Below are 20,783 nucleotides of genomic sequence, written 5' to 3'. Positions count from 1 at the left end.
TGATCCGGCAAATCGGCGGCGGGGGAATGGTCCGGACGATGCCCGGTCCTGTACCTGTGGCGTTGTGATGACCGCCCTCCAGCAGATACTGTCCGGCGCCGGGATCGTCGCGCAGGAGAGCCCGCTGCGCAGGTCGAACCGGGTGCTCAGACCGGCGCGCACGCCCGTCGGGGCCGTGGTGGCGTTCGCGCTGACCGCCGGGCTCGGGCTCACCACCGCCGAGGTGGTGTCCGCCCTGCTGGGCAGGCCGCTCGGCTGGCTGCCGGTGTCCGAGCTCCTCGAGTTCGCGGCCCATCGCGCCTGGGCCGACCTGTCGCTGCCGGCCCTGCTGACCGCGGCCGCGGGTGCCGTGCTGTTGCTGCTGGCCTCCGTGCCCGGCCGGTCCAGGCTCGTGCCGGTCGAGACGTCCGACCCGCTGATCGTCATCGGCATCACCCGGGTCGGCCTCCGCCGTACTCTGCGGGCCGTCGCCCAGGAGGTCGAGGGCGTGGAACGGGCCCGGGTACGGCTGCGCAGGCGCACGATCGAGGTCCGGGTCTTCACGGGCCCCGAGAGCTCCGGCTCGATGCTCAGACAGGTCGGCAGCGTGGTCGGCGACCGGCTGGCGAGCGTGGGCACCCTGGCCGCGGCCGAGGTCATCGTACGGCTACGCCGGAGGGGGCTGTGATGCGGCAGTACTCGGGCAACCGGGTCGGCCTGGCCGTGGTCGGCGCGCTGCTGCTGGTCCTGGGCGGCTACGCCTGGCTCCGGGGCAAGGACAAGCTGCCGGGCCTGTCGCCACGCGCCAAGATCCTGCCGGATCGCACCGCCCAGGCCATCGCCGACCAGCCCTGGGCCCTGTGGGCAGGGGCGTTCGTCATGCTGGTGCTCGCCCTGGCCGCGTTCCGCTGGCTGATGCTCTGCCTGGGCTGGGGCCGCCACGGCGTCCGCAACGGTACGGGCACGGCCATGCTCTGCATCGGCCTGAAGGACATCGACGGCCTGACCCGGGCCAGCGCCCGCGTGGTCGGCGACGCGGCCCGCCTGCGCATCTCCCTCAGCTGCCCCTCCTCCGCCGACGTCGGCGCGGTGGTCCACAAACTGGACAAGGAGATCGTCGGCCGCATCCGCCGCGAGGTCCGCGACGACGAGGTCGGCACCGTGGTCCGGGTCCACGTCCGCCGCTGATGGCCTTGTCCATTCAGATGGTCCGCACAGTTGAGAGCCTCCTGTGCGGGCAATCAGAGGTTTGGGCGGACTACTTGGATAGTGATCACTTCGACGCCTTCATGCACAGTGATCGTGTACCAGATGGTGACGTCGTCGCTGACGAGATTCAGCTCGTACTTTCTGGAAGGGCCTCGATCTGTTCCCATGCACGCTCGGGGAATGCGATACGCCGGTCAGCCAACGATGCCCCACTCGGCGGCCAACTCGTCGCGGGTGAACGTGCGCACGTGACCCGGGCCGGCCGCGTTGTCCATGATGGCTTGCATGGCCTGCTGACGCCCGACCTCTCGACGCAGCCGCCGGACCTCGGCTTTCAGCGCCTCGTATTCGTCACGAGGGATGGTGACGACCTCGTCGTGGTGATACGACATCATGCTCTCACGTTACCTGCCTGCCATGACATTCCCAGTGGTATGGAGAAGGTCCACGGCCCGCCCGCAGCCGCCGACCGTCAGCACTCGATGACATTGACGGCCAGCCCGCCGCGTGACGTCTCCTTGTACTTGTCGAGCATGTCGCGGCCAGTGTCCCTCATCGTTTTTATTGCTTTGTCCAGCGCGACGAAGTGCTGGCCGTCGCCGCGCAGGGCGATGCGGGCCGCGGCGATGGCCTTGATGGAGGCCACCGCGTTGCGTTCGATGCACGGGATCTGGACCAGGCCGCCGATCGGGTCGCAGGTCAGGCCCAGGTTGTGCTCGATGCCGATCTCCGCCGCGTTCTCCACCTGCTCGGGCGTGCCGCCCAGGACCTCCGTGAGGCCCGCGGCGGCCATGGAGCAGGCCGAGCCGACCTCGCCCTGGCAGCCGACCTCGGCGCCGGAGATCGAGGCGTTCTCCTTGAACAGGACGCCGATCGCCGCCGCGGTGAGGAAGAAGCGGACGATGCCGTCGTCGGCGGCGTGGGGGACGAAGCGGGTGTAGTACGTCAGGACGGCGGGGATGATGCCCGCCGCGCCGTTCGTGGGCGCGGTGACGACGCGGCCGCCCGCGGCGTTCTCCTCGTTGACCGCCAGCGCGAACAGCGTCACCCAGTCCATGGCGTGCAGCGGGTCCGTCTCCGGCGATTCGGTCTGCAGGCGGCGGTGGAGGCGGTTCGCGCGGCGCTTGACCTTCAGGCCGCCCGGCAGCACGCCCTCCTTGGCGGTGCCGCGCTCGACGCACTCGCACATGACCTGCCACAGATGCAGGATCTTGGCCCGGATCTCCGCGGCGGAGCGGCCGAACGCCTGCTCGTTCTCCAGCATCAGCGCGGAGATGGACAGGCCCGTGTTGGAGCAGTGCTTGAGCAGCTCTTCCCCGGTCGTGAAGGGGTAGGGCAGGACGGTGTCGTCGGGCTTGATGCGGTCGGCGCCCGTGGCCTGCTGGTCCACCACGAAGCCGCCGCCGACCGAGAAGTAGACCTTCTCGCGCAGCGTCTCGCCCGAGGCGGAGAAGGCGGTGAAGCGCATGCCGTTCGGGTGCTCGGGCAGGGAGATCTTGCGTTCGAAGACGAGGTCCTCGCCCACGACGAAGGGGATCTCGTGCGTGCCGTACAGCTTGACCGTGCCGGACTCGCGCATCTCGGCCAGGCGCGCGTCGATGCCGTCCACGTCGACCAGTTCGGGCTTCTCGCCCGACAACCCCAGCAGGACGGCCTTGTCGCTGCCGTGGCCCTTGCCGGTCAGGCCGAGCGAGCCGTACAGGATCGCCTCGACGCGGGCCGTACGCGCGAGCAGGTCGTCATCGTGCAGGCCGCGGGCGAACCGGTGGGCGGCGGCCATGGGACCGCCGGTGTGCGAGCTCGACGGGCCAATGCCGATCTTGAAAAGGTCGAAGACGCTGATCGCCATCGATGTGCGCCCTTCAGAAAGGCCGGGGCCCGTCAGGACCCCGGCGGGTGGATCAGGACTCGCCTGAGGTGAGCGCCGAATACTCCTCGGCGGAGAGCAGGTCCTCGGGGTCGCCTTCCACGCGCACGCGGAACATCCAGCCGTCACCGTAGGGGTCGCTGTTGGCCAGCGACGGATCGTCCACGACGGCCTGGTTGACCTCGACGACCTCGCCGCCGACAGGGGTGTAGATCTCGCTCACCGACTTGGTCGACTCGACCTCGCCCACGGAGTCGCCCGCCTCGACGGTCGCGCCGGCCTCGGGGAGCTGCACGTAGACGACATCACCCAGCGCCTCGGCCGCGTAGGCCGTGATGCCGATGGTCACGGTGATGCCGTCGTCGAGGCCGGCGATCCACTCGTGCTCCTTGGTGTAGCTCAGGTCGTCTGGGATGTTGCTCACTTGTTCCTCCTGTAGAAGGGCAGCTCAATGAGGTCCATAGGTTCATGGCTGCCCCGGATGTCCACGGCCAGACCTGCCTCGGCTCCGTTGTCGACGTAGGCCATCGCGATGGGTTTGCCCAGAATCTGGGAGGGGGCCCCGCTGGTGACCTCGCCGACGACGGCGCCATCCTTGATCACCGGGTAGCCATGGCGTGGCACCCGGCGGCCCCGCGCGACCAGGCCGACGAGCCGGCGCCGTGGTGGCGTGTCCTTGACCGCCTCCAGCGCCGACCTGCCGACGAAGTCGCCCGGCTTGTCGAATTTCACCACTCTGCCCAGCCCCGCGTCGAACGGGGTCAGCTCGACGCCGAGCTCGTTGCCGTACAGCGGCATGCCCGCTTCGAGCCTGAGCGTGTCCCGGCTGGACAGACCCGCCGGTCGCAGCCCGTGCGCACGCCCGGCCTCGGTCAGCGCGTGCCAGAGCGGCACGGCGTCCTGGTTGGCCACGAACAGCTCGAAGCCATCCTCGCCCGTGTAGCCCGTGCGCGCGATGAGCGCCTGCCGCCCGTCGACCAGACCGGGCAGGCCCGCGTAGTACTTCAGCCCGGCGAGGTCGGCGTCGGTGAGCGTGGCGAGGATCTCCTGCGCGCGCGGCCCCTGCACGGCGATCAGCGCGTACTGCTCCGAGCGATCCTCAACCACCGCGTTGTACGACTTGGCGCGATTTTTCAGCTCTTCCCCGACTTTTTCATAGTTGGAGGCGTTAGCCACAACCATGAACTCCTCGTCCCCCAGCCGGTAGACGATCAGGTCGTCCAGCACCCCGCCACGCTCGTTCACGATCATGGTGTAGCGGGCCCGGCCGGGCGCGAGTGCCGACAGGTGTCCCACCAGCGCGTAGTCGAGCGCCTCGCCGGCCTGCGGCCCGGTCACGAAGATCTCGCCCATGTGGGAGAGGTCGAACAGCCCGGCCGCCTGGCGGACGGCGTTGTGCTCGGCGGACTCGCTGCCGTAGCGGAGCGGCATCAGCCACCCGGCGAAATCGGTCAGGGTCGCGCCGAGGCTCTCATGGACGTCTCGAAGCGGTGTGGGTCGGGACATATGCGCACCTCAGGGCAGGATCGGATGCCAGCATCCTCCCCCTCTGTCATCGGTGCCTGAGAGCTTCGCCCGGATTTTGCCGGACTTTCACCTTCGGCGAGGCCGCCAGGCCTGCTTTCCAGAGGACACCTCGTCCGTGCGGTCCTTTGCCTTGAGAGGTTCGCGGGGAGGGCTTGCTCCTTCAGGGGCCCTGGCCGGATGCCAGGGCACTCTCCCGCACGGTTTCGTCGGTGATGTCGGCAAGCCTAGTGCTGTTATGGGGGAGTTGTCGCGTACGGATCCTGCCATTTCGGGGCGAACGTACTGTGCGGCGGCGGGCCGACGAACAACCACAACCGCTCTCGCAGCTCGATCCGCCAGCCACGCCACAACCGCGCTGAGTGGGACAGCCCGTACTCCGCATGACCCGCTTAACACCAGCCACCTAGGCGCCCGCGGCTAGAGCCTGTATCGAAGTCCGCTATGGAGTGGGCGTTGGCCTGATGGTTCGAAGCGTGTCGTCAATCGACAACGAGCGCGGTCTCCGATAGGTGGTTCGTCGACCAAACGAACCGGACACCGGAGACCTCGTGGCCACCTCAGCGGTGACGCGGCGGTTCGACCTGACTGACGCACAATGGGCGGTACTGGAGCCGTTGCTGCCGGTGCCGAAGCGATCAGGCCGGCCGTCGTTGTCCAGCAAGCGGCAGCTGATCGATGGGATCCGCTGGCGGGTACGAGTCGGTGCGCCCTGGCGGGATGTGCCCCCTGCTACGGATCCTGGTCGGCGGTGTACGCGATGTTCCGGCGATTACAGCGCGACGGCACCTGGCCGCGGATCTTGACCGCGTTGCAGGCGCTGGCGGGCGCATCACCTGGGACGTCAGCGTGGATTCCACCATCGTCCGAGCTCACCAGCACGCCGCGGGCGCGCGGAAAAAGGGGATCTTCAAGCTGAGCCGCCCGGTGGGAATTGGGTAGAGCCGGCTGATCATGGGTTGGGGCGGTCCCGCGGAGAATGGACCACCAAGCTGCATCTGGCGTGTGACCAGGGGCAGAAGCCGCTGTCGATCGGTCTACAAGCAGCGCCATGCTGTGGAGTGCGGCATCAACCGGCTCAAACGCCATCGTGCGGTCGCGACCCGCTTCGACAAGCTGGCCGTGCGCTACGAAGCCACGGTCCTCATCGCCGCAATCAACGAATGGCTCTAACCGGCTTCTATACAGGCTCTAACCGTGTCCGCTTGCGCCAGGTTGGACGCTTACGCTCAGGAGTCAAGTACGGCGGCGACGGCTTCGATCTCAACGAGCTGGTCGTCGTAACCAAGCACGGTGACTCCCATCAAGGTGCTCGGTACGTCATGTTCACCGAACGACTCCCGGACTATCTTCCAGGCAGCCCCCAGATCCTCCTGCCGGGTGGACGCGACGAGAACCCTTGTGCTGATGACGTCCTGCAATGATGCGCCAGCGGCAGTGAGGGCCGTCTGCATGTTCTCGATGGCTTTCGCTGCTTGACCTGCGTAGTCCCCAATCGCTGCCGTCGAGCCGTCCTCGTTCAGGGGACACGCTCCGGCGAGGAAGATGAGTCGTGACTCGGCAGGCGCCGTGGCTGCATAAGCGTACTGAGCGACGTCGGACAGAGAAGCGGAGCGGATCAAAGTGATGGCGCTAGGCATGGCCACTCAAGTCCTTTCACATCGGGGACAAAGCGACCATGCTGGCATGGGCATGTGACCGCCGCCTCCTATTTTCGTAGGCCAAGCCGCCTGGACCTCGCGGACCGCCCGCAGTCACGCCGCCGCCCAGATGCGGCATGGCGATCGCCACAGGGTGGCCGATCGCCGTTCGAGGGCGATCGGCGGTTCAGGACTTCGTTTCTCAACCCCTTCTTGATCGCCGTGCGCTACGAAGCCACGATCCTCTTGCCGCGATCAGCTCTGATCGACTTCGATACAAGCTCTAGGTGGGGCGGCGGCCGCGCCGAGTGGAGGGCAGGTCATGGCGTCCCGAGACGAACTCCTGGAAGGCGATCTTGGCCCTGATCACCGGCCGGCGCCACCGTTCCTCCCGGTGCGCGGCCTTGGCCAGCTTCCGCGGCGAGCGCTTCTGGTAGAACAGGTGGGCCCACGGCGAGCCCGGCCTGGCCAGGCGTATCGCGCAGACCACCAGGAGCACCGGTACGAACAGCCCGACCATCCCGGTCCAGATCTTGCCCTTCAGCAGGGTGATGACGGCGAGCACCATGTTCGCCACGATCAGCGCGCCAGGATTGACCGGAGTCCCGTAGTCGAACGTCAGCGGCCGGAGCCCGGTGAGCAGCAGCCCCGTCACCGCGACCGCGATGAACACCGCGTCGACCGAGGTGCGCCCCTCTTCCTCCCAGTAGACGTCGTGCAGGTGCAGAATCAGCGCGAACTCGTCCAGCACCAGTGCCGACCCGATCCCGAAAACGGCGGCCGCGGCGGCGTAGGCCACCTGCGAGGCCGACGACACGATCAGCCCGCTGACCCCGCCGACCAGCATGAGCACGACCCCGAACACCACGTGGTGGATGTGCATCTCACCCACGTTGACGTTGCGGAACCATCCGACCTTCGCCCTGATCAGCCGCACATTGACGCGGGTCGCCACGAAGGCCGCGATGAGCGCGACGAAGAAACAGAACAGCGGCAGCCGTCCTGTCACGACGATGTTCAGCTCGAACCAGTTCTCCATGACCTTGGAACTGATGCTACGAGCCCTATTGCCCTCCCCTGACCGCAAGGGCCGGGAAACGGCCTCACGACAGGAACGCGCGCAGCAGTGCCGCCGTGCCCTCCAGGTGCTCGGACACCGCTCGGCGGGCCCCTTCCGGGTCGCCGGCCAGGATGGCCGCCACGATCGCCTCGTGCTGGAGGGCGGAGTGGTCGAGGTTCACCTGGAGCATCGGGATGGCGTTGAGGAGGTCGCTGACCCGCAGGCGCGCGTCGGCGCAGGCGGTGGTGAGCAGGGGGGAGCCGGTCAGTTCGGCGATCGACAGGTGGAAGGCCGTGTCCAGGCGCCGGTAGTCCTCGACGCCGGCCTTGTTGAGGTCCGCGAGCCCGGCGCGCAGGAGGGCGCGCTGGGCGTCGGTGAGCGTGGCCGCCGCCAGGACCGCCGCCGCCCCGCATTCCACGGCCATCCGGAAGGTCAGCGCGTCGGTGAGGTCGGCCGAGCCCATGTCGGCCACCGCCCTGCGCAGGTCGCCGCTGCCGGGCTGGGGAGGGGCGTAGGTGACGAAGGCGCCGCCGTACCGGCCGCGCCGCACCTCGAGGTAACCGGCGTCCTGGAGCGCCCGGATCGCCTCGCGCAGGGTCACCCTGCTGATGCCGAGCTGGACCGCGAGCTCGCGCTCCGGGGGCAGCTTCCGGCCCGGCGCGACCACGCCAAGCTTGATCGCCTGGAGCAGCCGCTCTACCGTCTCCTCGAAGGCGTTTCCTGCCCTGACCGGCCGTAACACCGTCATCAACCGCGCCGAGTCGTCCAACGTGTCCTCAGGTCTTGACAAGCGATCCCCATATGCACATCAATGGTCTAAGAGTAGCCCAATTAGCGGGAAACGGAGCGAACTTCCGTGAGCGAGCGAGGTCTTCCAGAACCCGGACCCCTGTCCGTCGACGAGCTGCGTGACGAGGTGGCCGCCGGGCGGGTCGACACCGTGCTGCTCGCGATCGCCGACATGCAGGGCCGGTTGCAGGGCAAGCGCCTGTCGGCGCGCTATTTCCTGAACGAGGTGCTCGGGCACGGCTCCGAGGGCTGCAACTACCTGCTCGCCGTGGACGTCGACATGAACACGGTCGGCGGCTACGCGATGTCCTCGTGGGACCGCGGCTACGGCGATTTCGTGATGAAGCCCGATTTTTCCACATTGCGGTGGGTCCCGTGGCAGGAGGGGACCGTCATGCTCATGGCGGACCTGGCCTGGGAGAACGACGAGGACGTGACCGCCTCGCCGCGGCAGATCCTGCGCAGGCAGCTCACCCGGCTCGCCGACCGCGGCATGGCCGCCTTCGTGGGCACCGAGCTGGAGTTCGTGGTGTACGAGGACAGCTACGAGGACGCGTGGAAGCGCGGCTACCGCGACATGACCCCCGCGAACCTCTACAACGTCGATTACTCCCTCCTCGGTACGGCCCGCATCGAACCCCTCCTTCGCCGGATAAGGCGGGACATGGAGGGAGCTGGGCTGTACGTCGAGTCCGCCAAGGGCGAGTGCAACCTGGGCCAGCACGAGATCGCCTTCCGCTACGACGAGGCGCTGAAGACCTGCGACAACCATTCCATCTACAAGAACGGCGCCAAGGAGATCGCGGCTCAGGAGGGCAAGTCGATCACCTTCATGGCCAAGCCGAACGCGCGCGAGGGCAACTCCTGCCACATTCACATCTCGCTGTGGAGCGTGGACGGCGACTCGGTCATGGCGGGCGACGGCCCGTACGGGCTCTCCGAGCTCGGCGCCCGCTTCATCGCCGGGCAACTGGCCCACATGCGTGAGCTCACCCTCTTCTACGCCCCCAACATCAACTCCTACAAGCGCTACGTCCCCGGCAGCTTCGCCCCCACGGCCGTCAAGTGGGGCGTGGACAACCGCACCTGCTCGCTCCGGCTCGTCGGCCACGGGCAGTCGCTGCGGATAGAGAACCGGGTGCCGGGCGGCGACGTGAACCCCTACCTCGCGGTCTCGGCGCTGATCGCGGCCGGGCTGCACGGCATCGACGAGGAGCTGTCCCTGGAGGACGCGTTCGAGGGCAACGCCTACGAGTCCGGCGCCGAGACCGTGCCGCACACGCTGCGGGACGCGCTGGCGCTGTTCGAGGGGTCGAAGCTGGCGCGCGAGACGTTCGGAGACGACGTGGTGGCGCACTATGCGAACAACGCCCGGGTCGAGCTGGCCGCCTTCGACGCGGCGGTCACGGACTGGGAGCTGTTCCGGGGTTTCGAGCGGATGTGAGCAAGATGCTGATCATCAATCCGGCGACGGAGGAAGTCCTCGCCGACGTGGAACTGGCCGACGCGGCCGAGGTGGACCGGGCCGTGGAGCGTGCCAGGCGGGCCTATGAGAGCTGGCGCGACGTGGCGCCCGGCGACCGGGCGCGGCTGCTGCGCCGCTTCGCCGACCTGGTGGACGAGCACCGCGAGGAGCTGGCCCTGCTGGAGCTCACGAACTCCGGCCATCCGATCGGCAACGCCCGCTGGGAGGCGGGCGCGGTACGCGACGTGCTGCACTTCTACGCCGCCGCGCCCGAACGCAACCACGGCAAGCAGATCCCGGTGCCCGGCGGCGTGGACATCACGTTCCAGGAGCCGCTGGGCGTGGTGGGCGTGATCGTGCCGTGGAACTTCCCGATGCTCATCATGAGCTGGGGCGTCGCCCCGGCGCTGGCCGCGGGCAACACGGTGATCGTCAAGCCCGCCGAATGGACCCCGCTGACCGCGCTGAGGCTGGCCGAACTGGCCCTCGCCGCGGGCCTCCCCGAGGGGGTGCTCCAGGTGCTGCCTGGAGCAGGGGAGGTGGCGGGGGCCCGCCTGGTCGAGCATCCGGGGGTGGCCAAGATCGTGTTCACCGGCTCGACCGAGGTGGGCAAGCAGATCGCCGCCAAGGCGGCGGCCCAGGTCAAGCGCATCACCCTCGAACTAGGCGGCAAGAACGCAAATATCGTATTTGCGGACTCTGATCTCGAAAAAGCGGCGAAAACCGCGCCGTATGCCGTCTTCGATAACTCCGGCCAGGACTGCTGTGCCCGGTCGCGGATCCTGGTGCAGGCCGAGGTCTACGACGAGTTCCTGGAGCGGCTGGTGCCGGCCGTGCGGAACGTCAAAGTCGGCGACCCGCTCGACGAGAGCACCGAGATGGGCCCGCTGATCAGCGCCGAACATCTGGACCGGGTGCGCGGCTTCATCGACGGCCCGCCGTACCTCCAGGGTGACTGCCCGCAGGGCAAGGGGTTCTGGTTCCCGGCCACGGTCCTGACGTCGGCGGTCAGCGACCGGGCGTTCACCGAGGAGATCTTCGGGCCGGTGGTGTCGGTGGTGCCGTTCGCGGACGAGGCGGAGGCGGTACGCATCGCCAACGACACGCGCTACGGCCTGAGCGGCTCCATCTGGACCCGCGACGTCGGCCGGGCGCTGCGTGTCGCGCGGGCCGTGGAGGCGGGCGCGCTGTCGGTGAACTCGCACTCGTCGGTCCGCCACTGGACGCCGTTCGGCGGCTTCAAGGAGTCCGGCCTCGGCCGGGAGCTGGGCCCGGACGCCCTCGCGGCGTTCACCGAGACCAAGAACGTCTTCATCTCAACGGAGTGAACATGCAGCGTTTGCACAACCGCGTCGCCGTGATCACCGGCGCGGCCGGCGGGATCGGCCTGGCCACCGCGCGCCGGTTCGCCGAGGAAGGCGCCAAGGTAGTCTGCGCCGACGTCGACGAGGAGGCGGGCACCAAGGCCGCCTCCGAGGTGGGCGGGCTCTTCGTCAAGGTCGACGTGACCAGCGAGGAGGACGTCGTCCGGATGTTCCAGACGGCGTTCGACACCTATGGCTCCGTCGACATCGCCTTCAACAACGCGGGCATCTCGCCGCCCGACGACGACTCGATCCTGGAGACCGGCATCGACGCGTGGCGGCGGGTGCAGGAGGTGAACCTGACCAGCGTCTACCTCTGCTGCAAGCACGCGATCCCGTACATGCGGCGGCAGGGCAAGGGCTCGATCATCAACACCGCGTCGTTCGTGGCGGTGATGGGCTCGGCGACCTCGCAGATCTCCTACACGGCCTCGAAAGGCGGGGTGCTGGCGATGTCGCGTGAGCTCGGCGTCCAGTTCGCGCGTGAGGGGATCCGGGTGAACGCGCTGTGCCCGGGACCGGTCAACACGCCGCTGCTGCGGGAGCTGTTCGCGAAGGATCCCGAGCGGGCGGCGCGGCGCCTGGTGCACGTGCCGGTGGGCCGCTTCGCCGAGGCGTCCGAGATCGCGGCGGCGGTGGCGTTCCTGGCCAGCGACGACGCCTCGTTCATCACCGGCTCGGAGTTTCTCGTCGATGGGGGTATTTCGAGCGCGTACGTCACCCCTCTTTAGAATTCTCTTGTACGGCGAGCACGCGGAAGGGATGTCGTGAAGCGGCCTGTCATCGGGATCACGTCCTATGTCGAGCCTGCCCGGTTCACCGTGTGGGACATGCCGGTCGCCCTGCTGCCGTACATGTACGTGGAGCAGGTGGTCCGGGCCGGTGGGCAGCCGGTGATCCTGCCGCCCGCCGGGGAGCCCGCCGAGCTGGTGGGACGGCTGGACGGCCTGATCCTGGCCGGTGGGGGTGACGTCTCGCCCGACCGGTACGGGCAGGAGGCGGATCAGCGGACCGGCTATATCCGGAAATTTCGTGATGAGGCGGAGTTTGCGGTGATAGAGACCGCCCTTGAGGCCGACATGCCCTATCTCGGCATATGTCGTGGGATGCAGGTGCTCAACGTCGCGCTCGGCGGGACGTTGCACCAGCATCTGCCCGACGTCGTTGGACACACCGGCCACTCCCCCGCCCCCGGCCAGTTCGGCCAGCTACCCATACGGCCCGTGGCGGGCACCCGCGTCGCCAAGGCGCTCGGCGCCGCGCCGGAAGACGTGCCGCACTACCACCACCAGGCCGTCGACCGGCTCGCTCCCGGGCTGACCGTGGCCGCCGTGGCCGATGACGGCACGATCGAGGCGGTGGAGCTGGACTCCCGGACGTTCACCGTGGCCGTGCAGTGGCATCCGGAGGCGGCGAAGGACTGCGCGCTGTTCGAGGCACTGATCGCCGCCTGCTGAGCCCTCTCGCTGAGAGCCTTGACGTAGGCGACTGGGGGACTCGTCCTGGGTGTACTTGTCCGCTGGTCGGGTCGTGGCCGCTGTCCGATCAGGGCGCATTCTGTGGTGGTCTGGCGGGCGGTGTCGCCGGTGGCGAGGGCTGCCAGTTGCTGGGCGCGGGCCAGGCCGGGGGTTCCGTAGCACCAGGAGGGGCGCAGCGGTCCGGATTGGGTGGTCCGGCCCTGCTGGAGTTCGGCGAGCCGGATCGTCTTCCAGCGCGGTGATCGTCTCGGCGAGCCACGTGGAATCCGGCCGGTGTACGGCGGTATGCCGGTCACCGAACGCGACCGAGGCGGTGGAAGCCAGGGTGACGGGAGCGATTCCGGCGAACAGGCCGAACGGTGTGGCCCGGCTCGTCCACCGCAGGAGATAACGCATCAGTGCTTCGGCCGCGCGATGAACCTGACGCGGCCGGAAGGCGCTCGCGTGATCACACATTCCAGAACCCGGTCGCCGGGCTTGAGGTCGGCTTGGCCCAGCATCACCGCCTGCAGCCAGGGCGCCGACACCGAGCTCATGGAGGCGCCGCGCTCGTTGAGCTTGGTGACGACCGCGGTGTCCTCGTAGGCGGCTTGCAGATCGACATCGCCCGTGAACAGGTGACGAGGCACCGTCCGCAGCGCCCGCTCGACCTCAGCCAGCAGCACCTAGCCCAGCGCTTGGTGCCGGGCTGTGATCTTCTCGATCATGGCGCTGCGAAGCGCTGTGACGTCCTGGATGTCATTGCCGGTGGTCACAGGACGGATCCCCTCTTCTCGGTGGTACTGGGCAGCTGGTCGATCGTGCTTGCTGGCGGGCCTCTCCGGGCTTAGCCACGCTGTCCCCGTCCCTTCAGGAAGGTGTCGGGCTCCGGCGTCTCCCCGTGGCGCAGGTGCTCGGCGTGGTGCGCTTCGGCGAGAGCGATGTAGATGTCGAGGGCCTGGCGGTAGAGGCCGCGGCCGGTCTCCTCATAGCAGTCGCCGGTGCGGCGCAGCACGAAGAACTGGCCGCCCTCGGACGCCCACTCCCACAGGCCGCAGCACGAGGTGTGTGAGACGCGTAGCTGGCTGCCGACCGTCCTGTACGGCACCCACCTGAACGGGGGTTCATCCTGCTCGTTCTGCTCCGGCTCAACCGTGTGCGCTTGTCGGGCTCTGGTCATCGTCTGCTCTCTCCACGCGGGTCTGACTGCCTGGTGCCGTGGGGAGAGCGGTAACAGGAGGGTTGTCAGCGTCGTCGCCGGCGAGCGGCGGTCGCCGGCCCTCCTGCCAGATGTTGTGGATGAGGAAGGCGAGTGCGATACCGGCGTCCATGACATGGCCTTCGCGTGGGGAGCCGGGGCGTTGTACGCCCCCTGGCGGCCCGGGGAAGACGGACGAGTGCACATCCAGGTGTCCGTCTTCCCCGGCCCGGCCGCCCAACCACGGCGAAGCGGCCAGGCTCGCGCAGTGGGGAAGAGGACGACCGAGAGGTGGATCTCGCGGCCCACGGCCGGGCGTGTCCCCGTACGTGGGCCGCGAGACGAGTCGGCGCGGGTCCGAGTGAATGGAGCCGGATGGTCGGCCCGCGCCGGAGCGCACGACCGGGGAGGGGTTCGCCCCTCCGGCCGGTCGCGCCGGGACGTGGGGAGTTGCTGCCGGACCTTGCGGTGGGCAGCGTGCTGGGCCACGTCTCGCTTGTTCACCCGGCCATCTCCTGAAAGAAGCCGGGGGGAATGTGGACGACCGTGGGCGGGTGCGCCGAGATGGCCGCAGCCACCGCCAGCAGCAGCTCCTGATCGACGGCGAGAACATTGCGCCACAGCTCAAGGAGGCTGCCGCCCACGACCGAGGTGTTGACGGCCATGTCGTACGCCGGGAACGCTCGGAACTTGCGCGAGTGGGATCTCATGCAGATCCACTACGTGCATAGGCGGTTCGGTCGCGTCTCGGCCGGGCAACTCGACGAGTTCGCGGATGCGTACGGCTGGGACATCCGCGAGTGGCCTGGCCTGGATCTTTTGATCGCTATCCGCGAGCTCAGCGGCCTCAGCCCGTACGTCCGCACAGCATCGGCGAAAGAGTTCTCTCGTAGGGAGCTTGCTCACCGTGTGGACTCGCTGCAAGCGGGCGACACGGCAGCCCGGTGGTCGTCGCCTCCGAGGGGATCATGAGAGTCCCTGAGAGCTATCGATGATCTTGGCCAAGAGGGCGGCTAGGACCTAGAGGGCGATCGCCGAGCGGAGGGCCAGGCCCGCGCCCAGGAGCATCACCATGCCGGCCGTGCCCAGCGGTGCCAGGGTGGACAGCCGGGCGGCCAGGCCACGGCCCAGTGAGGCGCGGCGTTCGAGGCGGTCGACGAGCTTGACCAGCAGCAGGCCCGTGACGGTGAGGGTCGCCGCCATGCCGATGCCGTACGCGGTGACCAGCGCCACCCCGAACCAGGTACGGCCCAGCGCGATCGCCCCCAGCAGCACGATGAGCGCCGACGGGCTCGGCACCAGCCCGCCCGCCACCCCCATCCCGAGCAGACCGGCCCGCGTCGAGCGTTCGTCCCCGTCCCCGTGCCCATGCCCATGCCCATGCCCGTGGCCATGACCGTGCCCATGCCCATGCCCGTGCCCGTGGCCGTGTCCATGACCGTGCCCGGCGTCGCGGCGGGTGGACAGGAGCAGGCGCAGGCCGATGAAGGCGATCAGCACGCCGCTGGCCACCCCCAGCCACCCCAGCACCGACTCCCCGGCCAGCGCGGTGAACGCGCTCAGCAGCAGCCCCACCACCAGTACCCCGACCGTGTGCGTGGCCGTCACCGTGGCCCCCACGACCAGGGCGTCACGCGGCCGCCCGCGCCGCCCGGCCAGGTACGCGGCCATGATCGTCTTGCCGTGCCCGGGGATCAGCGCGTGCCCGGCCCCGAGCAGCATCGCCAGGCCCACGGCCAGCAGCCCGAGCGGCACCGTGAGCGAGTCGGCGCCGACCAGGCCGGTGAACGTCCGGTCCAGCGCCGCCAGCGCGTCCCCGATCGGCCCGCCGACGCTGATCGTGCCGAGCCCGGAAGGCGTCCCGCCCGAGCCGGGGGAACCGCCACCGGACAGGGCGGAGGCCGCGCCGCCGACCGTGATGGTGGCGGTACGCTGGTCGAGCGGGTTGGTCAGCAGGTCCTCCGGGTACTTGCGCAGCTCGTCGCTCACACTGGCCGACGGCACGGACGACTGGGTCAGCCGTACTCCGTCACCGACGGCGGTGATCTCCCGCCAGCCGATCCGGTCCTGCTCGAACGCGTCGGTGAAGGACACCGCGCCCGACACGGGGGCCTCGGCGACGAGCCGGCAGGTCAGGCGGCTGGTCTGCAGCCCGCCCTGTCCGGGCGCGTACGCGAACTCCGAACCCGACACCCGCCACGGCACCGCCGTGCCACGGATGGTGAGCCGCTGGGCGGCGGCCAGTGTGGCGCAGGTCCTGGCCGCGTACGAGGCGTTCACGCCCGGTTTGGCCTGGAGCGTCGGCAGCTCGGCGGCGTCCACGACCGCCTTGTTCTCCACCCGGTCGGGTCGCAGGCGTAGTCCGTTGTAGTGGTTGACGGTGAAGTTGCCGAGCGGATGCCTGGCCACCGTCTCCGCCCGCGCCGTGGCCGTGAACAGGACCGACATGCCCATCGACAACAGCAGGCCCACGAGCAGGCCGAGCCGGAGCACTCTCATGAGAACCTCGCCAGTGCGGACAGGGACGGATCGAAGCCCGGGGCCACGCGCGCGGGCTTGCCGAGCGCGCGCTCGATCCGGGCGCGGTGGTAGGCGAGCAGCGGGTTGCGCCAGCCGGTGGAGGTGGCCTTCTTCGCGTACGGCAGCGCCTCGCTCGGCTTGCCCGCCTTGAACAGGGCCCAGCCGAGGGCGTCGGCGGCGACGAGGTTGGGGTTGCGCGCGTACTCGGCCCTGGCATGCCGTACGGCCGTCGCCGGGTCGCCGTGGTCGGCCTCGAACTCGGCCCAGGTGAGGTCGTCCCGCACGCCGGCGGCCCGCAGCAGCTTCCGCTGGGCCGTAAGCAGGGTCCAGTCGGGCTTCAGCCCCGCCTTGATCCGGGTCTCGCCCTGCTCGATGAGGTACTGCGACAGCGGCAGCCGCTCGACCACCCGTTGGTAGAGGTCGAGGGCCTCGGCCGTCCGCCCGCTGAGCGCGGCGACCCTGGCCTGTCCGGCGACCGCCGGGGTGTAGGCGGGGTAGGCCTGGAGCGCCTTGGCGTACCAGCCGCCGGCCGCGGCGAGGTCGCCCGAGTGCAGGGCCAGCTCGCCCAGGTAGTAGCGGGTGTAGGCGATGTCCGCCGGGGCGTAGGCGTCGTTCTGGGCGTACTCCAGGAACTTGCGGGCCCCCGTCCGGTCGCCGCGGAGCTCGGCCGCGTAGGAGGCGCGGGCGAACGCCGCCACGCCGGGCCGCAGCCCCATCATCCTGTCCACGGCCTTCGAGGCGCCGCTCAGGTCGCCGAGCTGCGTCTTGGCGTCGGCCAGCACGCCGTGCGCCGCCGCGCTGTAGGGGTTGGCGCCGATGGCCTGCCGCGCCAGCCGTACCGCGTCGGAGAACTCGTGGCGGCCGGCGGCGAGCGCCGCCTGGCCGGTCAGCACCGTGTCGTCGGTGTGGTTCAGGCGGGCCGTCAGGCGCGCCGCGGTGGCCAGGGCGCCTTCGGCCTTGGTGTAGTACGACGGGTCGCCGGTGACCCTGGCCTGGTCGACGTACTCCATGCCGAGCTGGGCCCAGCCGCGATAGTCGCCGGGCAGGCGCTTCAGGCGGGACTGCAGCGTCTCGGTGAAGGTCACGTTCCGCGTGGTCACGGTGGCCGGCTCTGGCGGGGCGTAGACGGCGTAGGCCGTGATGGCCAGCGCGCCGGCCACGACGAGGCCACCGGCTAGGGCGAGGGATCGCATCCAAGGCTCCGGAGATCGGAAAGGGTCGGCGGAGACGGGTAGGTGGCCGGCTGGCCCTGACGGGGGGCACGGCCAGCCGGCCGGGGTCGCGGCGGGAGTTTGGGAGACGGGCCCGCCGCGGGGAAGGACCGGCCGCCCGGAGAGGAGGCGGCCGGTCGGGGCTCACCGCTTGTTCACAGCCACGTTGCTGGGCAGCGGGATGTACGGGAACGACTGGAAGAAGGGCTTGTCGTTCTGGTCGACCTTGTCCGTCAGGCCCGGGACGAGCTTGCCGGACAGCGCGGCACCGGCCACGGCCTGCAGCGCGATGTCCACGACGTCGTCGGACAGGCGGCGGCCGTTCGGGAAGCCCTGCAGGTCACCGGCCAGCACGCCGAGACGGTTGGGGTCCTTGGACGGCGGGACCGCCATGTTGAGCCGCAGCATCTCGGAGGGCCGCAGCTTGCCGGCGTCCTTGTTGAGGGTCTGCGAGTTCAGGTCGGCCTTGATCGGCCCGTTGCCCTTGGCGATGCCGGTCAGGAAGATCTCGACCAGGTCGCCGCGCGGGGTCGCGGGCGCCTTGATGCCGTAGATGCCCTCCAGCAGCCTGGCCACCTCAGGGTCGGTGACCCGCTTGACCACTTCCGGGATGCCGGCGTCCTTGACCGGGGGCAGCGAGTTGAACGCGTCCTTCAGACCGGCGGGCATGACGACCTCGTTGACCAGCGGGTTGCCCAGGCGCGAGACCTGGGCGTAGCCGTTCGGGCTCCACTTGTCCGTGGTGGACCAGACACCGATCACCGGGTTGCGCTTGGCGTCGCCCTTGAGCGCCAGGTCGCTGGCCGGCACCTGGACGGCCAGGGTGCTCACGTTGTAGCCCTTGGTGGTGTCCTGGCCGACCTCGGACAGGTTGCCGCCGTAGAGCAGGTCGAAGACGCGCAGGTCCAGGAAGAACGCCTCGTCGGACTGGCCGGCGTAGGCCTTGCCGCCGTGCGGGAGGCCCTTCAGAGACTGGGCGCGCAGCGTGCCGTAGTCGGGCATCGAGGCGGGGCCGACGTTGCTCGGCGCGACGATGCCGTTCGAGACGAGCGTCCTGCTGCCGTGCTCGGTGAGCCGCTTGAGCGTGTAGCGCTGGCGGAAGAGCAGGTTCTCGTCGTTCAGCGAGGTGACGGGCCCGTTGTTGTACAGGAAGGTGTCGTTGCCGCGCCGGTCCTCATCGCGGAACGTCCACTGGTACACGATGTCGGGCTGGGCGTCGCCATCGTTGTCGATCTTGATGTTGTAGCGGGACTTGGTGTCGAACGTGTAGAAGTTCGGGCCGCCCTGAGGTTCCTGGAACGGGATCCAGTTGGACAGCAACGTCACCGTGTCCGCCTTGTCGGGGCTGACGAACGCGTACACGTCGGTGTTGTCGTTACGCGGGTCCCCCGCGATCATCGGTGCCTCGCGGTGCGAGGAAGCGGTGCCGGAGTCGGTACGAAGCAGGGCGAACGAGGAGGCGGTCAACGCCACCGCGACGCCCAGTCCGACTAGAGCGCGCCGGTTGATCCGGAGCTCCATGTTCGGTCCTTTCGAGAGGGCTGATCGTTATCGAGAGGTTCCGGCCGGGTTCCTCGACGGCCTATTCGTCGCCGCTCCGCGAATGGATGTGTCTCTCCTTCCAGAGAATGAGAGGTCAATCAAAGTTGACATACTTTGGTCGTCAATTTAGGTTGACGGGTGCGGAATGTGATCCGCCGTTCGTTGGGGATGTCGGGATATATCGCGAGAGGAGAACGTGGTGATCAGAGAGCTGCTCGCCTACATACGCCCGCACAGAAGGATCTTGATCCTCGGTGGGTTGCTGGGCCTGGTCGGCTCGGCGGCGGGTCTGGCGATGCCGTTGCTGGCCAAGTACGTGGTGGACGCCTTCGGCCAGAACACGTCGATGGCCGGGCCGTTACTCGGGCTGACCGTGGCGGTGCTGGTCGGGGCGGTGGTCTCGGCGCTGGGTACGTACTTGATGGAACGCACCGGTGAGGGCGTCGTGCTGGGTGCCAGACGCCGGCTCGTCGATCGGATGTTCCGGCTCAAGGTCGCCGACGTGGACCGGCTCAAGCCCGGCGACCTGCTGTCGCGGGTGACCGGTGACACGACGCTGCTGCGGGCCGTACTGACCAACGGGATCGTGAACTCGATCGGCGCGGTGTTCATGCTGGTCGGCGCGATCATCATGATGGCGACCATGGACGGCGTGCTGTTGCTGGTCACGCTGCTCGTGGTGGTGGTGATCGGCGGGCTGACCGGGCTGGTGATGCCCAGGATCCAGCGGGCGCAGAAGCAGGCCCAGGAGGCCGTCGGCGAGATGGGCGCCGTGCTCGACCGGGCGCTCCAGGCGTACCGGACGGTCAAGGCCAGCGGCGCGGAGGAGCGCGAGATCGCGGTCGTCGGCGCCGCCGCCGAGCGCGCTCGCGACCGGGGACTCCAGGTGGCCGGGTGGACCTCGCTGGCCGGGGTGGCGACCTGGATGGCGGTGCAGATCGCCTTCCTGTGCGTGCTGGCCGTCGGCGGGTCGCGGGTCGCCTCCGGCGCGCTGGAGGTCTCGTCGCTGATCGCGTTCCTGCTGTACCTGTTCTACCTGGTGGCGCCTATCGGGCAGATCGTCGAGGGCCTGGTGCAGCTCCAGCAGGGCCTGGCGGCGATGAAGCGGATCAAGGAGATCGAGGACCTGCCCGCCGAGCCCGTCGGCGCCCCGGTCGCGACGGCGCTCGGCGTGGGGGACCCGGTGGGTGTGCGGTTCGAGGACGTGGTGTTCCGCTACGGGGACGACCGGCCGACCGTGCACGACGGGGTCAGCTTCGAGGTGCCGCCCGGCGGGCTGACCGCGCTCGTGGGGCCGTCGGGGGCGGGCAAGTCGACGGTGTTCGCCCTGCTGGAACGGTTCTACGAGCACCAGGACGGCAGGATCACGGTCGACGGCCGCGACATCCGCGACTGGCCGCTGGCCGAGTTGCGGGCCACGCTCGGCTACGTCGAGCAGGACGCGCCCGTGCTGGCGGGCACGCTCAAGGAGAACCTGCTCTTCGCCGCCCAGGACGCCACCGAGGAGGAGTTGCGGCGGGCGATCGTCCGTACCCGCCTCGACGACCTGGTGTCCAGGCTGCCCGAGGGGCTCGACACGGCCGTCGGGCACCGGGGCGTGCTGCTGTCGGGCGGCGAGCGGCAGCGGGTGGCGATCGCCAGGGCGCTGCTGCGCAAGCCCAGGCTGCTCCTGCTGGACGAGGCGACCTCGCAGCTCGACGCGGTCAACGAGCTCCGGCTGCGCGAGGTCATCGCCGAGGTGGCCGCCGAGACGACCGTGCTGGTCATCGCGCACCGGCTGTCCACGGTGACCAACGCGGACCGCATCGTGGTCATGGAGGCGGGTGGGGTGCGCGCGGTCGGCACCCATGACGAGTTGGTGGGCCAGGACGACCTGTATCGCGAACTGGCCGCGACCCAGTTCCTGGTGAGCTAGTACTCTGCGAGTGACATAGGTGAATATGTTCATTCAGGAGGTC

The 20,783-nt window shown here is 69.2% G+C and carries 21 protein-coding genes, 1 pseudogene and 1 riboswitch; of the genes and pseudogenes, 8 read left to right on the top strand and 14 right to left on the bottom strand.

What is annotated here, in order from left to right; genetic code table 11:
- Positions 1 to 67 precede the first annotated feature (67 nt).
- Entirely contained in the window at positions 68 to 667 is a 600-nt protein-coding gene (locus KLK06_RS43775) for a DUF6286 domain-containing protein (RefSeq protein WP_214641631.1), read from the top strand.
- On the top strand, positions 667 to 1,167 hold the full coding sequence (locus tag KLK06_RS43770) for a hypothetical protein (protein WP_214641630.1): 501 nt from the start codon (positions 667 to 669) through the stop codon (positions 1,165 to 1,167). The genes KLK06_RS43775 and KLK06_RS43770 overlap by 1 nt, the downstream gene beginning before the upstream one ends.
- A gap of 215 nt (positions 1,168 to 1,382) precedes the next feature.
- Here the strand turns inward: KLK06_RS43770 and KLK06_RS43765 are convergent, their stop codons facing one another.
- From KLK06_RS43765 to gcvT, 4 genes are all read right to left on the bottom strand, one after another.
- Positions 1,383 to 1,583 (bottom strand): hypothetical protein, encoded by a 201-nt coding sequence (locus KLK06_RS43765; protein WP_214641629.1) that lies wholly within the window; start codon positions 1,581 to 1,583, stop codon positions 1,383 to 1,385.
- A 77-nt stretch (positions 1,584 to 1,660) separates the two neighbouring features.
- The gene (locus KLK06_RS43760; RefSeq protein ID WP_214641628.1) at positions 1,661 to 3,037 is read right to left on the bottom strand and encodes an L-serine ammonia-lyase; all 1,377 of its coding nucleotides are present in this window, start codon (positions 3,035 to 3,037) and stop codon (positions 1,661 to 1,663) included.
- A gap of 52 nt (positions 3,038 to 3,089) precedes the next feature.
- Complete coding sequence (gcvH, locus tag KLK06_RS43755; RefSeq protein WP_214641627.1) at positions 3,090 to 3,479, bottom strand: glycine cleavage system protein GcvH; 390 nt, start codon at positions 3,477 to 3,479, stop codon at positions 3,090 to 3,092.
- Positions 3,476 to 4,561 (bottom strand): glycine cleavage system aminomethyltransferase GcvT, encoded by a 1,086-nt coding sequence (gcvT, locus tag KLK06_RS43750; protein WP_214641626.1) that lies wholly within the window; start codon positions 4,559 to 4,561, stop codon positions 3,476 to 3,478. The genes gcvH and gcvT overlap by 4 nt, the downstream gene beginning before the upstream one ends.
- A 129-nt stretch (positions 4,562 to 4,690) precedes the next feature.
- A riboswitch (glycine riboswitch) is annotated at positions 4,691 to 4,788 on the bottom strand.
- A gap of 303 nt (positions 4,789 to 5,091) precedes the next feature.
- Here gcvT and KLK06_RS63290 point away from each other — a divergent pair.
- Positions 5,092 to 5,385, top strand: a complete 294-nt coding sequence (locus tag KLK06_RS63290) for a transposase (protein ID WP_374197188.1) — start codon at positions 5,092 to 5,094, stop codon at positions 5,383 to 5,385.
- Positions 5,386 to 5,808: 423 nt separating this feature from the next.
- Here the strand turns inward: KLK06_RS63290 and KLK06_RS43740 are convergent, their stop codons facing one another.
- The 3 genes from KLK06_RS43740 to KLK06_RS43730 all read right to left on the bottom strand — a co-directional run bounded on the left by KLK06_RS43740 (position 5,809) and on the right by KLK06_RS43730 (position 8,027).
- On the bottom strand, positions 5,809 to 6,219 hold the full coding sequence (locus KLK06_RS43740) for a RidA family protein (protein WP_214641625.1): 411 nt from the start codon (positions 6,217 to 6,219) through the stop codon (positions 5,809 to 5,811).
- Between the two features lie 283 nt (positions 6,220 to 6,502).
- On the bottom strand, positions 6,503 to 7,258 hold the full coding sequence (locus tag KLK06_RS43735; protein WP_214641624.1) for a hypothetical protein: 756 nt from the start codon (positions 7,256 to 7,258) through the stop codon (positions 6,503 to 6,505).
- Positions 7,259 to 7,322: 64 nt separating this feature from the next.
- Positions 7,323 to 8,027, bottom strand: coding sequence for a FadR/GntR family transcriptional regulator (locus tag KLK06_RS43730; protein WP_214641724.1), 705 nt, complete (start codon positions 8,025 to 8,027; stop codon positions 7,323 to 7,325).
- Positions 8,028 to 8,135: 108 nt separating this feature from the next.
- Here KLK06_RS43730 and KLK06_RS43725 point away from each other — a divergent pair, with 108 nt between their 5' ends.
- From KLK06_RS43725 to KLK06_RS43710, 4 genes are read left to right on the top strand one after another with little or no spacing between them, the layout of a single operon-like run.
- Positions 8,136 to 9,512 carry a glutamine synthetase family protein gene (locus tag KLK06_RS43725; RefSeq protein WP_214641623.1) on the top strand — a complete coding sequence of 459 codons (1,377 nt, stop codon included), beginning with the start codon at positions 8,136 to 8,138 and terminating at the stop codon, positions 9,510 to 9,512.
- A 5-nt stretch (positions 9,513 to 9,517) separates the two neighbouring features.
- Entirely contained in the window at positions 9,518 to 10,861 is a 1,344-nt protein-coding gene (locus tag KLK06_RS43720; protein ID WP_214641723.1) for an aldehyde dehydrogenase family protein, read from the top strand.
- A 2-nt stretch (positions 10,862 to 10,863) separates the two neighbouring features.
- The gene (locus KLK06_RS43715; protein WP_214641622.1) at positions 10,864 to 11,628 is read left to right on the top strand and encodes a 3-oxoacyl-ACP reductase; all 765 of its coding nucleotides are present in this window, start codon (positions 10,864 to 10,866) and stop codon (positions 11,626 to 11,628) included.
- 36 nt (positions 11,629 to 11,664) lie between these two features.
- Positions 11,665 to 12,354, top strand: coding sequence for a gamma-glutamyl-gamma-aminobutyrate hydrolase family protein (locus KLK06_RS43710; RefSeq protein ID WP_214641621.1), 690 nt, complete (start codon positions 11,665 to 11,667; stop codon positions 12,352 to 12,354).
- 291 nt (positions 12,355 to 12,645) lie between these two features.
- On the opposite strand, the pseudogene KLK06_RS60615 reads toward KLK06_RS43710, so the two are convergent.
- The 7 genes and pseudogenes from KLK06_RS60615 to KLK06_RS43675 all read right to left on the bottom strand — a co-directional run.
- A pseudogene (locus tag KLK06_RS60615) lies at positions 12,646 to 12,771 on the bottom strand (lantibiotic dehydratase); the annotation flags it as partial.
- The gene (locus tag KLK06_RS43700; protein WP_214641620.1) at positions 12,771 to 13,040 is read right to left on the bottom strand and encodes a hypothetical protein; all 270 of its coding nucleotides are present in this window, start codon (positions 13,038 to 13,040) and stop codon (positions 12,771 to 12,773) included. The pseudogene KLK06_RS60615 and the gene KLK06_RS43700, both read right to left, overlap by 1 nt.
- Before the next feature lie 161 nt (positions 13,041 to 13,201).
- The gene (locus KLK06_RS43695; RefSeq protein WP_214641619.1) at positions 13,202 to 13,534 is read right to left on the bottom strand and encodes a hypothetical protein; all 333 of its coding nucleotides are present in this window, start codon (positions 13,532 to 13,534) and stop codon (positions 13,202 to 13,204) included.
- A gap of 518 nt (positions 13,535 to 14,052) precedes the next feature.
- Positions 14,053 to 14,262, bottom strand: coding sequence for a hypothetical protein (locus KLK06_RS43690; RefSeq protein WP_214641618.1), 210 nt, complete (start codon positions 14,260 to 14,262; stop codon positions 14,053 to 14,055).
- Positions 14,263 to 14,572: 310 nt separating this feature from the next.
- Positions 14,573 to 16,051, bottom strand: coding sequence for a nickel/cobalt transporter (locus KLK06_RS43685; protein WP_214641617.1), 1,479 nt, complete (start codon positions 16,049 to 16,051; stop codon positions 14,573 to 14,575).
- Positions 16,048 to 17,265 (bottom strand): tetratricopeptide repeat protein, encoded by a 1,218-nt coding sequence (locus KLK06_RS43680; RefSeq protein ID WP_214641616.1) that lies wholly within the window; start codon positions 17,263 to 17,265, stop codon positions 16,048 to 16,050. Before KLK06_RS43680 ends, KLK06_RS43685 begins: the two co-directional genes overlap by 4 nt.
- 162 nt (positions 17,266 to 17,427) lie before the next feature.
- On the bottom strand, positions 17,428 to 18,804 hold the full coding sequence (locus KLK06_RS43675; protein WP_214641615.1) for a DUF4331 domain-containing protein: 1,377 nt from the start codon (positions 18,802 to 18,804) through the stop codon (positions 17,428 to 17,430).
- Between the two features lie 220 nt (positions 18,805 to 19,024).
- Between KLK06_RS43675 and KLK06_RS43670 the strand changes: the two genes are divergently transcribed.
- Entirely contained in the window at positions 19,025 to 20,740 is a 1,716-nt protein-coding gene (locus tag KLK06_RS43670) for an ABC transporter ATP-binding protein (protein WP_308168712.1), read from the top strand.
- Positions 20,741 to 20,783: the final 43 nt, after the last annotated feature.

The organism is Nonomuraea sp. NEAU-A123, from assembly GCF_018603905.1.
Lineage (GTDB): Bacteria > Actinomycetota > Actinomycetes > Streptosporangiales > Streptosporangiaceae > Nonomuraea.
The sequence above is the reverse complement of the archived record's forward strand: the minus strand, read 5'-3'. Positions and strand labels throughout refer to the sequence as shown.

Bases quoted from the DNA above. Each gene is read 5' to 3' on its own strand.
- KLK06_RS43675 (WP_214641615.1), bottom strand. From the start codon at position 18,804: ATGGAGCTCCGGATCAACCGGCGCGCTCTAGTCGGACTGGGCGTCGCG.
- KLK06_RS43760 (WP_214641628.1), bottom strand. From the start codon at position 3,037: ATGGCGATCAGCGTCTTCGACCTTTTCAAGATCGGCATTGGCCCGTCG.
- gcvT (WP_214641626.1), bottom strand. From the start codon at position 4,561: ATGTCCCGACCCACACCGCTTCGAGACGTCCATGAGAGCCTCGGCGCG.
- KLK06_RS43735 (WP_214641624.1), bottom strand. From the start codon at position 7,258: ATGGAGAACTGGTTCGAGCTGAACATCGTCGTGACAGGACGGCTGCCG.
- KLK06_RS43685 (WP_214641617.1), bottom strand. From the start codon at position 16,051: ATGAGAGTGCTCCGGCTCGGCCTGCTCGTGGGCCTGCTGTTGTCGATG.
- KLK06_RS43775 (WP_214641631.1), top strand. From the start codon at position 68: ATGACCGCCCTCCAGCAGATACTGTCCGGCGCCGGGATCGTCGCGCAG.
- KLK06_RS43730 (WP_214641724.1), bottom strand. From the start codon at position 8,027: ATGACGGTGTTACGGCCGGTCAGGGCAGGAAACGCCTTCGAGGAGACG.
- KLK06_RS43680 (WP_214641616.1), bottom strand. From the start codon at position 17,265: ATGCGATCCCTCGCCCTAGCCGGTGGCCTCGTCGTGGCCGGCGCGCTG.
- KLK06_RS43740 (WP_214641625.1), bottom strand. From the start codon at position 6,219: ATGCCTAGCGCCATCACTTTGATCCGCTCCGCTTCTCTGTCCGACGTC.
- KLK06_RS43770 (WP_214641630.1), top strand. From the start codon at position 667: ATGCGGCAGTACTCGGGCAACCGGGTCGGCCTGGCCGTGGTCGGCGCG.
- KLK06_RS43765 (WP_214641629.1), bottom strand. From the start codon at position 1,583: ATGATGTCGTATCACCACGACGAGGTCGTCACCATCCCTCGTGACGAA.
- KLK06_RS43720 (WP_214641723.1), top strand. From the start codon at position 9,518: ATGCTGATCATCAATCCGGCGACGGAGGAAGTCCTCGCCGACGTGGAA.
- KLK06_RS43695 (WP_214641619.1), bottom strand. From the start codon at position 13,534: ATGACCAGAGCCCGACAAGCGCACACGGTTGAGCCGGAGCAGAACGAG.
- KLK06_RS43715 (WP_214641622.1), top strand. From the start codon at position 10,864: ATGCAGCGTTTGCACAACCGCGTCGCCGTGATCACCGGCGCGGCCGGC.
- KLK06_RS43690 (WP_214641618.1), bottom strand. From the start codon at position 14,262: ATGAGATCCCACTCGCGCAAGTTCCGAGCGTTCCCGGCGTACGACATG.